This is a genomic window from Microcoleus sp. CAWBG27 (genome assembly GCF_020883145.1).
Taxonomy (GTDB): domain Bacteria; phylum Cyanobacteriota; class Cyanobacteriia; order Cyanobacteriales; family Microcoleaceae; genus Microcoleus.
This window is the reverse complement of the sequence record NZ_JAHREU010000007.1, coordinates 98941-114725: the sequence shown is the minus strand read 5'-3', so window position 1 is coordinate 114725 and position 15785 is coordinate 98941. Positions and strand designations below refer to the sequence as shown.

Genomic DNA, 15785 nt, shown 5'->3' with positions numbered 1-15785 from the left:
TGAGGTGGCGCAGCAGTACGCACAGGCTAGCTATCCCTCTTCGTGAATCGCCCAAAGTGTGTGAGACTTTAGGTGCGTCGTCAAACAAATTTGTGCGTAAATTCACTGGTAAAATCCACTCTCCCTTTCCGCAGCATCGCAGGATCTAATCTTTCAATTGTGTTACAAGTGAGTAACACTACGAGTTTCTGTTGAAATTGAATCCCGTGCTCGTCCATCACGCTTTGATACAGAGTTCCATCCAGCAAACTCAAAATATGTTCAGTTTTGTTACTGCGTTGGGCCGCTGCGGTCGATCGATCTTGAGCCAAATTATCAGCCTCGTTGATAATAATGCAAATCCGCTCCAAATAACTCGGGGGGACAAAATTTTCCACCGCATCATGATCTAAGATAAAGATCACATAACCCAGCGGCACTAAAATCTCCTTTGCTATCGCTTGAGTCCAAGCAGTTTTGCCAGTCCCCGGTTCGCCACTAACCAACACAGCCAACTGATTTTGGTCAAGAATTGCCTGCTGAACAGTATCAGTAAAACTTTGAACTTCCGCAGAAAAACTCCGAATAGGAAAGTGACTGTGAACCTGTCCGACACGACTTTTGTACCCGCTGAGAATCACCGCTAAATTATAAGTAGCCTTGCTAACTAACGGCGCAATATCTTTGCAAATCAGAGTGTAGCACCGCCGACCCCTGTCGTAGCTGTCAATTTGCAGCCAACAGCCTGCTTGTCCCCAATAAGCATAAACAGTACCCAAAACTTCCAAACGTTCCCAGCTAACAAATCGCTCCCGCGGATAAGAAAAATGCCGTTCCATAAAAAACTGGGTAATCGCATCCGGTTTACCCAGCAAATCCAGAACCTTGAAAACAACAATCTCTTGGAGTTTGTTGAGAACGTAGTCGATGGGAATACTAGCGCGGCTGACCAATTGAACAACAGGCGTTTCCGTGACTAAAACATCTTTGTAACGGTAATCCGGGTAAACTGGTTGCGGAGTAATGTAATCCCAAAACTCGTCTATTTCGTAGCGAGTATTTTCCGAGAATACATTTAAGATATTCGCCCACCAAGTATACTGGTGTCGTCCCATGGCATCGGCGATATCGCTGGCTGCATCTAAAGTTTTTTGAGCGAGTTCTACAGGGTCGCTAGATGCTAAGTGCAGCAGGTGTTCCCAATCAAATTGACGGTAGAGAGGTCGCCAGCCCGATCCTAGGAGCCCTCGATTTTGAGGGTTGTTTTGATTAAAATTATTGTCGCGATCGCCCATATCTTCCGCACTCATCTTGTAAAACTCCTAGTTACTCTTATTTTAAAATATTTGTCGCACACTTGCTAGAACCAAACAGGATTTTCTCAATAAACTTTTAGATAATTGGGCGGCACCATATCTACCAACCAAACTTTGTTATCCGAGCAGTAAAATGTATGGCCGTCGCATTGCATTGCTGCGGTATCTACAATCAAGACTGCCGGGATGCCGTGTCTGGCACCTACTTTACGGGCTGTTTGAATGTCCGCCGACAAATGAACGTGATGTCGAGACATTTTCCGAATTCCTTCACTGAGAATAGACTTGACGGCAGTCTTGCCTGTTCCGTGATATAAAATATCTGGTGGAACAGCAGGTTCTAACTGCAAGTCAACCTCTACACTGTGTCCTTGGTTGGCCCGAATTAGAGTGCCTGTCGAGTCAAAAGAAAAGCGCTGTTTGTCGTTTTGGGCGACTACTTCCTTGAGTTCGTAAAGCTGAACGGAAAAGTTATTTTTTTGGCAAGCATCGAGGAGTTCGCTAACAGAAATCCAGCCCCCCGGTGCGAGTTGAATGCCGATGCGTGCGGGCGCGTGGCGCAGGTGTTTGCTGAGATATCTGCTAATTTTTATTAATCGGGCATCGTTCATCATTTTACTTAATTTATTGAGTTATTTTGTGGGTATATCGGGTTTATTTAATCTGTTTTTCCTGGGATAAGAAACAGTGTAGCTTTATTATTGAGAAAGAGATAGGTACGTTGTTGGGCTTTAGCCCTGTTTATATATATCGAAAGAGGGCTAAAGCCCAACAACGTACCTTTTTGAATGTCAATCGGTGTCCGAAAGAGGAAATGCTTGCAAAATCATTGCAGACAGTATGCCAGTTCCCGCGCCTAAATCTAGAACTTTTATGTTGGCATGGGTTTCAAAATCAATTAATTGCAATATTATTTCGTGTTGCTCGCGATACTGCGGAATGAGGCGGGGAATTAAACCATCATAATCAAATGCTCTTTCTTCAAATTGTTGGCGTACATCGTCTAAATTCCTAGATAAATTCACTAAAACTTTTCCTCAAATTTTTAATAGTTGAGTGCGTTAATGCAGTTGGACTGCTCTCTCGTTAAATGTCGTATTACATTTATAATACAAAATATTTACAGACCTGTCAAGATGTAAGGAGAAAATAATTGAACTGAAGTTGCTGACGATCGCAAAACACAGACTTGGTTAGCCATTTCCCAGCCAATTATTTGGGAAGTGTCAAGCCCTGCACATATATCTGGGATGTGGAGTTGAGGCAGAATGCGGGAGAGTCGAAAGCCTGGGGCAGAGATTTTGTGCCAGATGCGGCATATTCAACAGTTGACAGTTGACAGTTGACAGTTGACCATGGGAGAGCGACCTCTACCCTTAAGTCCGAGGATTGGAGTAATGAATAGTCTGATTTTAATTTCTCCCTCAAAGACTTGGGGCTTTCAACCAATTCTTTCTGGTAATTTTCAGAAAAAAGTTGGGTTTTTGCAGCCAGCGGCGGAGCGGGCAGATCTGAGAAAATCTGTCTTCAGATTGACCAATTTTAGTCTAAACTTCAAATAAAATTTCAGGTGACTCCAGTTTTCCAAAATAGTGCCACTGTAGGCAGCTATCCCCAACCCCGATAGTTCTTGTTCATTCCTCATCTAAAATCTCGAATCTCAAATGGTATGACTCCTGAGTGGATGTGCTGTTTGCCGAGCATTCATGAAAATAAAAATATACAAAATATTACACCCGCCGGTGCGGAAAAAACAGTGATAATTAATCAGGATGCGAGTAGATTAGGTGTCAGTCATCAGGGGACAATAGAAGCAATGGAAATTCAAGAGCGGAGCCAGGAGCGGCGCGATCGCCTCAGTCAAATTTCTACGATAAAAGAACTAGATTCGTCGCTGCAAGAAGGTTTAGATTTTAAAGTAGCGATCGACAGATCGGCACTGGCGGTGAGAACCGACGCCCGAGGAATTATCAATTATGTCAGCGATCGACTGTGCAGCATCTCTAACTATTCGCGTACTGAACTAATAGGGAGCCATTTTTGCATCCTCCATTCGGAATATAAGTCTTCGGAATTAACCAAAAATCTGCTGTCAACAGTTGCCAAAAATGAAGTTTGGGAAGGAGAAATGAAGAACCAAGCCAAAAATGGCAGTGATTATTGGGTGTACGCAGCAGTAGTTCCGCTTTTGGACTTTAACGAGAAACCCTGTCAGTATTTGGCGATCGGATTTGACATCACCGATCGCAAAGCCGTTGAAGCAGCCCAAGCCGCAGTCAACCGCGCCAAAGAAGATTTTTTGGGCATCGCCGGACACGAACTGCGATCGCCCCTGAGCGCGATTTTGGGATGGGTGCAGCTAGCTCGATCGCGCAAGTTAAACGAAGCTACCACCAACCGCGCTTTGGAAATCATCGAGCGCAACGCCAAATTGCAAAACCGGCAAATAGACAATCTCCTCGATTTGAGTCGGCTGCTGCGGGGGAAAGTCCGCCTGAACCTGGCTCGGGTTCACCTCCCATCTGTCATAGAATCGGCTATTGAGACCGTCCGCCCCGCCGCCGAGGCCAAAAACCTCCGCGTAGAAACACAGTTCTACCCCGGCGTCAGCTACGTTGTGGCCGACGTAGAGCGCTTGCAGCAAATAGTCTGGAACCTCCTGGCAAACGCCATCAAATTCACCCCAGAATCGACACCAGACCCAGTTAAAGTGCGGATCGAGCCTACAGAGTCGGGTACCTTGATTCGGGTCAGCGACAGCGGTTGCGGGATTGAACCCAAATTTGTGCCGCACATCTTTGACTACTTCCGCCCCGGAGATAGCTTCCAGTCCAAGGAACAAAATCGGCTCGGGTTGGGGCTCTCAATTGTGCGGCATTTGGTGGAATTGCACGGGGGAACTGTTTGGGCTTCCAGTCCCGGCCTGGGTATGGGGACGACGTTTGGGGTGCTGCTACCGATCGCGAACAGCAACAATTCGCGCGACGACGATCGCCAAAGCGCGATCGGCCGCACCGAAAACCACGCGGAATCGGTTCCCAAACCCCTAGCCGGAAAGCAAGTGCTGGTGGTGGAAACCAGCGCCGAGATTCGGGAATTTCTCAAAACAGCCCTCGAAGCATTTGGAGCCAAGGTAACAGCGGTGGGTAGCGCTGGCGAAGCGATGGCGCAGTTGGAACAGTCGCGGCCCGACGTGTTGGTGAGCGATATGGCGGTGTCGGAAACAGACGGCTCCGATTTGATCCGCCGCATCAGAGCCATGGAAACGTCCGAGCAGAGGGAACTGCTGCCGGCGGTGGCCCTGACGGGAGGCGTCCGTGAGGAGGATTCGGCATCGGCCCTCTCTGCGGGGTTTCAGAGGCATTTGTCGAAGCCGGTGGAGGCGAATCAGTTGGTAAGCGCGATCGTCCAATTGGCAGGGATGAGTGAATTTGGCTGCTCAGACGAGGGAAATGTTGGGGCGATCGCCCCGCTGGCGGACTCTAACAGTTGTGACGACAAAAATAATGGGGGACAATTAAAGCCTGACAGCCGAGAATTACCGCTGTTGCTCGTAGTAGAAGACAACTATTCTCTGCTGGCTTACCTCCAAACTTTATTGAGTCCGTACTATCGAGTTGCGGTGGCGATGGACGGGGTTGAAGGTTTAGAAAAAGCCAAAAGTTTGCAGCCGAATTTGATTTTGAGCGACCAAATCATGCCCCGACAAAACGGACTGGATTTGCTCAAGGAGATTCGGAAGACGCCGGAGTTGAGTTCGACTCCAGTAATCTTTTTGACAGCGCGATCGGGCATGGAAGCTCGGATCGAAAGTTTGGATGCTGGTGCTGACGATTATATTTCCAAACCTTTTGACGAGAGGGAACTGTTGGCGAGGGTTAGAAACTTGCTCAGAACCCACGCAGCCGAACAGCAGTTGACAGTGCTCAACCGCCAATTGCAGCAGCAGAAACGGCAGTTAGAAACAGTGAATCGAGCCTTGCAGTATTTGGCAACTTACGACAGTTTGACTGAGGTAAGAAACCGCCGCTTTTTTAATGATTATATGGATGCGGAATGGCGGCGTTTGGCGAGGGAAGAAGCGTCGCTGTCATTGATTATGTGCGATATCGATTACTTCAAACTTTACAACGACACTTACGGCCACCAACCGGGGGACGAGTGTTTGCGGCAAGTGGCGCAGGTTTTGCAGAAATCGGTAAACCGATCGGCTGATTTAGTTGCGCGTTACGGTGGAGAAGAATTTGCCATAGTTTTGCCGAATACGGATATTGAAGGTGCGGCTTGCGTTGCCGAAAGGATCGCCCAACAGGTGCGGGATTTGCAGATACCTCACGCGCAGTCTGCTGTCAGCGAATATGTCACGCTGAGTTTGGGTGTAGCTTGCTGCATTCCGGCGCCGATGTCGCAGCCAGCGACGTTAATTGCGATCGCCGATGAGTCGCTGTATCGGGCGAAAGCCGCTGGGCGCGATCGGGTTTCGGTTGCAGCCTTTGAAGCATAATATATATTAGTTAAAGGAGGTCGTGCCATGACAGCAACATTAGATAAGCCCAAAGACCAGCGGCTAATTCACTCCGGGATTGATTGGCAACAATTCAAACTAATCGAACAAGGCTTTTCTGACTCCCCCGGCATCAGACTGTTTTATTTCAAAGGTGAGGTAGAAATCTTGGCAGTTTCGGAAGAACACGAATCATTCAGCAGGACGATCGCAGGTCTGCTGATGGACTACTTTGTGGAAAAAGACATCGAGTTTAACCCTTTAGGTAGCTTTACTCAAGAGATTGCACAGAAAGCTTCTGTGCAATCTGACGAATCTTTTTTGATTGGAAAATCAATAGGTAAAACCCCCGATCTGGCTATCGAAGTTGTATTTACTAGCGGTAACGAGAGCAAATTGAATCGCTACCAAGCCTTGGGAGTCCCCGAAGTGTGGTTTTGGGAGGATGGAGTATTTGGTCTGTATCATTTGCGATCGCACGGTTATGAAAAAATTGCCCAAAGTGAAATATTGCCAGATTTAGATATTAATTTATTGTCTCGCTGTTTGCTGATGGCTTCCAGGGTTGAAGCGGTTAAGGAGTTTCGGCGCTGCATTTCTGGGGATTAGATGAAAAGTGTTTTGTAAGTGCGACATCGCCCGCAGTCAGAGTTACAAATTGCAATACTGGCGAGCGCGATCGGGTGGTTGATAAGTGCGATCGCACAACCCCTAAAACGCCAGAGATATGTTATTTAAAGTAGATACCGACATCAGATTTTGGCAACTTTTCCAGGAGATTATTGCCCTATGTCCTCTCAACAACCACACCCTACGACCCCTTACATCAGATTTGCCGACTGGTGCTTGCACTTTGACAGCCTTTCAGAAGAAGCGAAACATACAGTTGAGTTGCTGTTAAAAAAAGCAGGAACTTCTGACTGTTATGAAGCGGAGCAAATACTGTTAAATAGAATTCCTCTGGGTCTGCCAAGCAGTCGAATATCAGACCTCACACCACTACAATTTCTGACTGATGCGACTTATCTGAATCTGCGCGACAATCAAATATCAGACGTAACACCCCTGCAATCTCTGACCAATTTGACACATTTGAAGCTGAACAACAATCGAATATCAGACTTAGCACCTTTACAATCTCTAACTGCTTTGACTTTTCTGTCTCTGAGCAACAATCAAATATCAGACTTAACCCCCCTGCAATCTCTGACTAATTTGACTTTTCTGGATCTGAACAACAATCAAATATCAAATTTAACCCCCCTGCAATCTCTGACTAATTTGATTTCTCTGCATCTGGAAAACAATCAAATATCAGATATAAGATCCCTGCAATCTCTGACAAATTTGACTTTTATTAGTCTGAATAACAATCAGATATCAGACTTAACAACCCTGCAATCTCTGTGGAAGGCTACAGCAAATTCTACAGGGCTAGTCGATCGCACCCGTGCCGCAGCAGCGATCGAATTTGCCTACACAGCTATCGGCAAGAATTGCCCGAAGATTATTATGTTTTGTTCGAGTCCTTACTTCGCGATGGCACAGTTAAAAAAAATGGAATTTTCAACTAATAAAAATGATTTTTTCTGGCTTGTTTACAAACAGTTAGAATTAGCAGATCGGCCGTTTAGCTTAATAACATATGGAAATTCGGATTTTTCAGCAATCAGATGGGAGTGGCAGATTGAACAAGAATTACAGCGAGATTTTTCGGACTATGGAAACTACTCAATGTCGAGCGTTACTGGGAACTCTCTGTTGGACAAAATCTGCATGGCTGACTTTTGTGCCTCTGTAATTAGAATTACTCTCAACCCAGATGCACAAAAAGCTTTAGAATGCTTGAAGTGGCTTTTTGTTGAATGCGGGTGGATTTTTGCGTTTGATGATGTCTGCTATGCGTGCGATCGCCCTTTAAAACTCTCCCTCGACAGCGAAGATCGGCTGCACGCAGAAGGGGAAAGCGCGATCGAATTTACCGACGGTTACAAAATCTACTCGTATCACGGAGTAACTTTGCCGGAAAAATACGGACAAATACACCCGAATCAGTGGGAAGCACGATGGCTTTTAGAAGAAGAAAATGCCGAACTTCGGTGAGTGTTAATTCAGGGAATTGGTTACGCTAGAATTTGCTCCGAGTTGCAAGCCGTAGAATTAGATAGTTGGCAAGAATACACTCTGTTAAAAATAGATAATGCCGATGTCGAGCCGATTTATTTATTAAAAATGACTTGTCCGAGTATGGGCTTTATTCATGCTTTGCGAGTGCCTCCTGACGTGCGATCGGCCCGTGAGGCAATTTGTTGGGTGAATTGGGATATTGAACCGGAGGAATTTTCAGTACAAACTTGAATTCCATTTTTAAAGAGAGATATGTTATTTAAGGTAGATACCGATATCAGAATTTTAGCAACTTTTCTAGGAGTTGATTATCCTATGTCCTCTCAACAACCAAACCCTGTGACCCCTTACATCCGCTTTGCTGACTGGTGCTTGAACTTTGACAGCCTTTCAGAAGAAGCGAAACATACAGTTGAGGTGCTGTCAAAAACAGCAAGAACTTCTAACTGTTATGAAGCGGAGCAAATACTATCAAATTTGACTTCTCTGAATCTGTACGGCGATCAAATATCGGACTTAACACCCCTGCAATCTCTGACCAATTTGACAGAGCTGCGTCTGGAAAACAATCAAATATCGGACTTAACACCCCTGCAATCTCTGACCAATTTGATACGTCTCGATCTGTACAACAATCACAGATCAGACATAACACCCCTGCAATCTCTGAGTCATTTGACTCCTCTGTCTCTGCGCAACAATCAAATATCAGACTTAACAACCCTACAATCTCTGACCAATTTGACAAAGCTAAATCTGTACAACAATCAAATATCGGACATAACGCCACTGCAATCTCTGACCAATTTAACAAAGCTAAATCTGCACAACAATCAAATATCGGACATAACGCCCCTGCAATCTCTGACCAATTTGACAGAGCTGCATCTGTACGGCAATCAAATATCAGACTTAACACCCCTTTCATCTCTGACCAATTTGACAGAGCTAAATTTGACAGGGTTAAATCTGCACAACAATCAAATATCGAACTTAACGCCCCTTTCATCTCTGACCAATTTGACAGGGCTAAATCTGCACAACAATCAAATATCAGACATAATGCCCCTGCAATCTCTGACCAATTTGACTTCTTTGCGTCTGCAAAAGAATCGAATATCGGACTTAACACCCCTGCAATCTCTGAGGAATTTGACTTTTCTGGCTCTGGACTACAATCAAATATCAGACTTAACACCCCTGCAATCTCTGAGGAATTTGACTTTTCTGTCTCTGGACTACAATCAAATATCAGACTTAACACCCCTGCAATCTCTGAGGAATTTGACTTCTCTGTCTCTGCGCAACAATCAAATATCAGACTTAACACTCCTGCAATCTCTAAGGAATTTGACTTCTCTGTCTCTGAGCAACAATCAAATATCAGACCTAACACCCTTGCAATCTCTGAGGAATTTGACAGAGCTGGCTCTGGGAAACAATCAAATATCAGACTTAACACCTCTGCAATCTCTGACTAATTTGACACATCTAAGGCTATACAAAAATCAAATATCAGACCTCATACCCCTGAAATCTCTGACTAATTTGAAATCACTATGTCTAGACAACCAAATATCAGACCTAATACACCTGCAATCTCTGTGGAAATCTATAGCCAATTCTACAGAGCAAGTCGATCGCACCGGTGCCGCAGCAGCAATCGAATTTGCCTACGCAGCTATCGGGAAGACTTGCAAGAAAATTATTTTTTGTTCGAGTCCTCAATCGGCAATGACACAGTTGAAAAAATTGAAATATCCAACTAATAAAACTGATTTTTTCCCGCTTATAGAGCGAGAGCTAATATTAGCCTGTCGGCCGTTTGACTTCATAACATCTAATGTCTTGTATTCTTCACGAATAAGATGGGAGCGAGAGCTTGAACAAGAATTGAAACGAGATTTTTCTGACTATTGGCAATATTTAAAGTCGATCGCTACTGGGAGATATCTGTTGAAGACAATCTGCATGGCTGACTTTTGTACCTCTGTAATTAGAATTACTCTCAACCCAGATGCACAAAAAGCTTTAGAATGCTTGAAGTGGCTTTTTGTTGAATGCGGGTGGATTTTTGCGTTTGATGATGTCTGCTATGCGTGCGATCGCCCTTTAAAACTCTCCCTCGACAGCGAAGATCGGCTGCACGCAGAAGGGGAAAGCGCGATCGAATTTACCGACGGTTACAAAATCTACTCGTATCACGGAGTAACTTTGCCGGAAAAATACGGACAAATACACCCGAATCAGTGGGAAGCACGATGGCTTTTAGAAGAAGAAAATGCCGAACTTCGGCGAGTGTTAATTCAGGGAATTGGTTACGCTAGAATTTGCTCCGAGTTGCAAGCCGTAGAATTAGATAGTTGGCAAGAATACACTCTGTTAAAAATAGATAATGCCGATGTCGAGCCAATTTATTTATTAAAAATGACTTGTCCCAGCACCGGATTCATTCATGCTTTGCGGGTTCCACCCGATATGCAATCTGCAAGGGAAGCGATTCGTTGGGTGAATTGGGATATCGATTATGAGGAGTTTTCCGTCCAAACTTGAAGGAACTCATATAGCCTTTCTCAGAAAGATGAGGTACTCATGGGCATAGGGCATAGGGCATAGGGCATACCTCACTTTTTTGAGAACCGCTATAAAATAGACCTCTTGCAAAAGTCTTTTTAATCAAATTTTGGGACGCTGCTCAAAGCCCATCCCACAAGAAAAAAAATGTGGGACGGGCTTCTAGCCTGTCCTATTTTTGCAACAAGTCTAATGATTTGCCAATAAAAACTAATTGCGATCGGTTATGCTAAATCATCCTTTAATAGCAAAGTTCGCTAGGGCCTCCCGGAATTGCACCACGCTGTTTGAGCATCTGTTTTTGGGCTGGTGTAAAGTCAGGATTTCCCTCTAAAATTGTGATTCTTGCACCCTCTAACTTTGCTCCATCTAACTTAATTTGATTGCTGGAAAGAAAGCACATTTTGGCATTTCTCAGGTCGGCACCGCTGAAATCTGCATTCACAGTTTTTGCATTGCTGAGTTGTGCGCCGAATAAGTTAGCATTTTGCAAATTTGTACCGCTCAATTCTGCGTATGGTAAGTGTGCATTTTGCAGGTTAGCATTCTGAAGTTGAGCATTAGATAGAATGATATTTGGTAAACCAGCATCGGTTAAATTTGATTCTCTCAGATTAGCAGCTTGAAAGTTGGGAGGGCTTCCCCCAGAGCTTCTTGTGCCACTCAAATTTGCTTTTTTGAGATTGGCATTGCTGAAATTTGCATTGACGATATTGGAGTTACTGAGGTTGGCACCTTCAAAGTCGCCACCAGTAAAATCTGCATTGGCAAATGCAAAGACACAATTAGTACACTGCTTGGTCAAACGAAATCGCATCGGATCTAGTTGACTAAATATCAGGAGGAATCCAATGTACAATAAAGATAAAATTATGCCGATAGCGAGCGCAGTTAACAGCAAAATCTGAGGTAAACTGGGATAGCCATATAAGTTGATATATTTCATTGCTGAAACAGAAAGAATAATGCCGATCGCAATTCCGATCAAAATTAACATAAAACCTCTCAGCAAACGATAGTTTCAGTTCTGCCCGATCCAAAATTATCAAAGCCGGTTATTGACTTTTATTTGTAGTATGCTAGTATTATGTAGTGACCGCGAATCAGGCTCGATTTAGCAAAACCACCAAGCAAAATTAATAAAAACCTATGCAACCCATCCGACAAGGCGACGTAATTCTCACCCCCGTACCGCAAATCCAAGGTGACAAAAAACCTCATCTCACCCTCGCTGAAGGTGAAGTCACGGGACATTCTCACCAGATTGTTGAGGGGCAGGCTGAACTGTACGAAAAAGACGGTACCCTGTACTTGCGAGTGCTTTCGCCGACAGCTTTATTGAGTCACGAAGAACACAAAGCGATCGCAATTCCAGAAGGTAATTGGATGGTGCGGATTCAGCGCGAATACGAACCCCAAGGCTGGAGGTATGTCGCAGACTAAGGTTAAAAAACTCACGCCAGCACAAGAGGCTGAGATTCCAGTTTATCGCGACAAGTGGAGGGCGATCGCACTTTCGACTGGCCCGATCGATCGCTCTCAAGCTGCCGAAACCATTACATTAGCTTACAGGGCGAGCGGCAAACAAGCACCGGAAATCATTTTTTGCGATCGTCCCTACCAAGCCGCTAACATCATCGACAGCCACGCAGACAAGCCCAGGAGTCACTTCCGCAGCCAATTAGAGAGCAAAGTACGCAGCGAATTTGAAAAACAACTGCTGACTTGTCTGCGCGGACAACTCGAAAACCAGCTAAAACGTCAACTGCAAAATCAACTCGAAAATGAACTTTACACCCAACTGCAAAGCCAACTGTGGAGTCCCCTCCGCGAGCATTTAGCGATGGAAATAGCCAGCAAATTGCCGATCGATTTAAGCGGACAGCGGGCCCGGTATTTGCACTACACTCATCTCAACAAACAACTAGATAATTGCATTCAACCGGAATTGTGGGCTGGTGGCGGGAGTTTGTTAGATTTTTGCATTTCTGTGTTGAATTGCGCGCACTCCTACGGCAATATCTGGACAATTTTTCAATCGCTTGTCAAGACTTGTGGCTGGATTTTTCCCTATGACAAAGTTTGCGTTGTGTGCGAAAAGCCGATCGCACTTTCTGCAGACAGCAACCACCGTTTACACGCCGAAGCAGCACCCGCCGTACAATTTGCCGACGGTTTTGCGATTTACGCCTATCACGGCGTGATTTTACCCGAATGGTACGGCCGCCTGCAACCGCACGAGTGGCAGTCTAAATGGCTGTTGAAGGAGCACAACGCTCTTGTTCGGCGAGCCTTAATTCAGGGCATCGGGTGCGATCGTATTTGTCAAGAACTAGCAGCCACTGAATTAGACACTTGGCAGGAATATACCCTGTTAAAAATGGATTTTGAGGACGATTTCGACGACTCGGGAATGCCATTACCAGTTTTTTTGTTAAAAATGACCTGTCCGAGCACTGGGTTCGTTCATGCCCTGCGAGTTCCTCCAAATATGACATCTGCACAAGAGGCAATTTGCTGGGTAAACTGGGGAATTGAACCAGAGGAGTTTTCCGTGCAAACTTGACTATTTCTCTTTACCAACAAGCCTGTTAGTTCGTTTCCGGTTGCATTGGAATGATTTAACTTTTCTAGAGCGCAGAGGACACAGAGGGAGAGAATAGAGAGATGAATAATTCCGATGCTACCGGATTTGATATTAGTTCGTCCTTCCGAAAGCCCGCCAGGGGTTTAAACCCACGGGGCTTTTAGCTAAAGTCCGTTAAAACGGACTGGTAGTATTAAAACATCCCACAAATGAACAGCAAATATTTTATGAAATTGCGCTCTCACCTGCTTAATTTCTGTTTAAAATCCAATACAAAAATCTTTTTTTTACAGTCCAAGCAGTCGCCAGCCCCGGACAGCACTACAAAAGTAAAACTGAGATGCTCCATAGGACGACCGACCTGATATAATCAATTAAAAATTAATACCCTTGCCACTATATCATGACTAGCCCTACTGCAACTCTTTTGATTTCCTGTCCCGATCGCAAAGGGCTTGTCGCCTTACTTGCTAATTTTATCGCTTCCCATAATGGCAATATTATCCACGCAGATCACCATACTGATTTTGCCGCCGGATTATTTTTAAGTCGTCTGGAATGGCAATTAGACGGTTTTGACTTAAGCATCGAAGAAATGACAGATGCTTTTACTGAACTTGCCAAGGATTTACAAGCAAATTGGCAATTACAGTTCTCTGAAGAAGTTCGACGGATTGCGATATGGGTTAGCCACCAAGATCATTGCTTGTTAGATTTGATTTGGCGACAACGTTCTAAGGAAATGCCTGCGAAAATCCCCCTGATTATCAGCAACCATGAAAAGTTAAAGCCCATTGCCGAACAATATGGTATCGATTTTGAGTATATTCCCATTAATAAAGAGAGCAAGGCTATTCAAGAAGCACAACAGTTAGATACTCTCAAGAAATATAACATCGATTTAGTAGTATTGGCAAAATATATGCAAATTTTGAGTCAAGATTTTATGCGCCAATTTCCCAATGTGATTAATATTCACCATTCATTCTTACCCGCGTTTGTGGGGGCGAATCCCTACGAAAGAGCCTATGAAAGAGGGGTGAAAATTATTGGTGCTACAGCCCACTATGTGACGCCAGATCTAGATGCTGGCCCGATTATTGAGCAAGATGTTGTGCGCGTGAGTCACCGCGATGAAGTGTCGGACTTGATTCGGAAAGGTAAAGATTTAGAACGGATTGTTTTGGCAAGGGCGGTTCGATATCATTTACAAAATCGTGTTTTGGTTTATGGCAATCGCACTGTTGTTTTTGCTTGAATTTTTTAGTTGAATTGCTAGTATATTGCTCTGAATTTGGGACGGGCAAGATGCCCATCCCACAATAAAAAATAGTTTTTGTGGGACAGGCATCTTGCCTGTCCAGCTATTTAATGAAATTTTGGGACGGGCAAGATGCCCATCCCACAATAAAAAAGAATTTTTGTGAAACAGGCATCTTGCCTGTCCAGCTATTTTTATAACAGGTATAATAAGCAATCCTGGAAAGATGCGAGGTGCCTCAAATAGCTCCTCGCATTCGATCGCTCTCACGAGATTACCAGAAGAAATAATTGGTTTAAAGCGTCTGGGTTTGGCGTAGAAATTAAAATCAGACGATTCATTATTCCAATCCTAGAACTTCCAGGTAGAGGTTGCTGTCAACTGTCAACTGTCAACTGTCAACTGTCAACTGAATCAAATCCGGGCGGATAATGTTTCGGCGTAAGCGCGATCGATCAATTGGCGAGCAACCGTCTGAATTCCGGTATGCTCGTAATAATTGGTAGTCATGTCCAAAAACGCGGCGACATAATCCAATTTGTCATCGGTAACATCAACGTATTGCTTGAGATTGCCTAAAACTGTGGCTGGAGTTAAGCCGCGAGATACCACTAAATTGTTCATCCAACCTTGGGCTGAGGCAAAGGTTGCTGTCACGAATCCAAATTTTTGTGCATTGTTGGCGCCGGGAATTAGGTTGCTGATGTTTTGGAAGGTTGAGTTTTGCTGCAAGGTTCCAGGATTTAAGCCGCTTAGGGTATTTTGCGCTACTTTGATAAAGTCCGGGCCGAGGGGAATTAAGCCGTCAGCGCATACTAATGCAGCCATCCGCATTAGAGATTCGGCTTTGTATTGTGATAAGTAATTGGTAAAGCTTCCCACGTTGTCAAGGGAGATTTTGTTGAGTTTGCAGAAGACGATGAGCTCGATCGCCACTTTGACGCATAAGTCGATCGTTTGAGTGGTATCAGCCTTGGGAGTCAGGCGGCTCATAAACGACAGAAAGCCGATTTTTTCGCCGATTTTATTCGCCATAGCCGTCGCGCCCAAGGCACTGTCAGCACTGTCTGCAAGCTGGTAAAGCTTTACTGCGCCTTGATAGGGCTCGTTGGAGTTGGCGTAAAGCTCGATCGCCCGGGCGCGAATTTTTTCGACTAAAGCGCGATCGGTTTCCCCTGTGAGCGATCGAATAGTATTATCAAAACCAGATAAATTATTCCACTCCCCCGGAACCACAAAATCGAGAGATTTCAACATCATCACAGTCACGCCACCAGACGGCAAATTGTCAACCAATTCCACAATAGACTTGCTCACAACAAACTCCTGAATAGCCACATTTAAAAGTATTCTTCCAAATACTCCAACTCCCAGAAATCCGATTCCAGATTTCCCGGTAATCTCATCTGAGATCTAATGCTGGCAGTCAGATAGGTT

General features: G+C 44.7%; 13 protein-coding genes. 8 read left to right on the top strand and 5 right to left on the bottom strand.

What is annotated here, in order from left to right; all coding sequences use genetic code 11:
- Positions 1–80 precede the first annotated feature (80 nt).
- The 3 genes from QZ938_RS06525 to QZ938_RS06515 form a co-directional block, all read right to left on the bottom strand.
- Positions 81–1289, bottom strand: coding sequence for an AAA family ATPase (locus tag QZ938_RS06525; RefSeq protein ID WP_293349809.1), 1209 nt, complete (start codon positions 1287–1289; stop codon positions 81–83).
- Positions 1290–1360: 71 nt separating this feature from the next.
- Positions 1361–1909: an RNA 2'-phosphotransferase gene (locus QZ938_RS06520; RefSeq protein ID WP_363318791.1), complete on the bottom strand. Its 549-nt coding sequence runs from the start codon at positions 1907–1909 to the stop codon at positions 1361–1363.
- 177 nt (positions 1910–2086) lie between these two features.
- Positions 2087–2320 (bottom strand): hypothetical protein, encoded by a 234-nt coding sequence (locus QZ938_RS06515; RefSeq protein ID WP_293349806.1) that lies wholly within the window; start codon positions 2318–2320, stop codon positions 2087–2089.
- 644 nt (positions 2321–2964) lie between these two features.
- Here QZ938_RS06515 and QZ938_RS06510 point away from each other — a divergent pair.
- The 5 genes from QZ938_RS06510 to QZ938_RS32995 all read left to right on the top strand — a co-directional run bounded on the left by QZ938_RS06510 (position 2965) and on the right by QZ938_RS32995 (position 10479).
- Positions 2965–5799 carry a diguanylate cyclase gene (locus QZ938_RS06510; RefSeq protein ID WP_293349803.1) on the top strand — a complete coding sequence of 945 codons (2835 nt, stop codon included), beginning with the start codon at positions 2965–2967 and terminating at the stop codon, positions 5797–5799.
- Positions 5800–5826: 27 nt separating this feature from the next.
- On the top strand, positions 5827–6408 hold the full coding sequence (locus tag QZ938_RS06505) for a Uma2 family endonuclease (RefSeq protein WP_293349800.1): 582 nt from the start codon (positions 5827–5829) through the stop codon (positions 6406–6408).
- Between the two features lie 180 nt (positions 6409–6588).
- A complete protein-coding gene (locus tag QZ938_RS06500) occupies positions 6589–7902 on the top strand; it encodes a leucine-rich repeat domain-containing protein (protein ID WP_293349797.1) in 1314 nt (437 codons plus the stop codon).
- Positions 7903–8157, top strand: coding sequence for a hypothetical protein (locus tag QZ938_RS06495; protein WP_293349794.1), 255 nt, complete (start codon positions 7903–7905; stop codon positions 8155–8157).
- A 21-nt stretch (positions 8158–8178) separates the two neighbouring features.
- Positions 8179–10479: a leucine-rich repeat domain-containing protein gene (locus tag QZ938_RS32995; RefSeq protein WP_363318790.1), complete on the top strand. Its 2301-nt coding sequence runs from the start codon at positions 8179–8181 to the stop codon at positions 10477–10479.
- Positions 10480–10741: 262 nt separating this feature from the next.
- Here QZ938_RS32995 and QZ938_RS06480 read toward each other — a convergent pair whose 3' ends face one another.
- Positions 10742–11497: a pentapeptide repeat-containing protein gene (locus tag QZ938_RS06480; RefSeq protein WP_293349791.1), complete on the bottom strand. Its 756-nt coding sequence runs from the start codon at positions 11495–11497 to the stop codon at positions 10742–10744.
- Positions 11498–11649: 152 nt separating this feature from the next.
- Between QZ938_RS06480 and QZ938_RS06475 the strand changes: the two genes are divergently transcribed.
- The 3 genes from QZ938_RS06475 to purU all read left to right on the top strand — a co-directional run bounded on the left by QZ938_RS06475 (position 11650) and on the right by purU (position 14345).
- Positions 11650–11943, top strand: a complete 294-nt coding sequence (locus QZ938_RS06475; RefSeq protein WP_293149568.1) for a hypothetical protein — start codon at positions 11650–11652, stop codon at positions 11941–11943.
- Positions 11930–13066, top strand: a complete 1137-nt coding sequence (locus QZ938_RS06470) for a DUF6745 domain-containing protein (protein ID WP_293149570.1) — start codon at positions 11930–11932, stop codon at positions 13064–13066. The genes QZ938_RS06475 and QZ938_RS06470 overlap by 14 nt, the downstream gene beginning before the upstream one ends.
- A gap of 424 nt (positions 13067–13490) precedes the next feature.
- Entirely contained in the window at positions 13491–14345 is an 855-nt protein-coding gene (gene purU / locus QZ938_RS06465; RefSeq protein ID WP_293149572.1) for a formyltetrahydrofolate deformylase, read from the top strand.
- Between the two features lie 417 nt (positions 14346–14762).
- Here the strand turns inward: purU and QZ938_RS06460 are convergent, their stop codons facing one another.
- Positions 14763–15665: a hypothetical protein gene (locus QZ938_RS06460; protein ID WP_293349788.1), complete on the bottom strand. Its 903-nt coding sequence runs from the start codon at positions 15663–15665 to the stop codon at positions 14763–14765.
- Positions 15666–15785 lie beyond the last annotated feature (120 nt).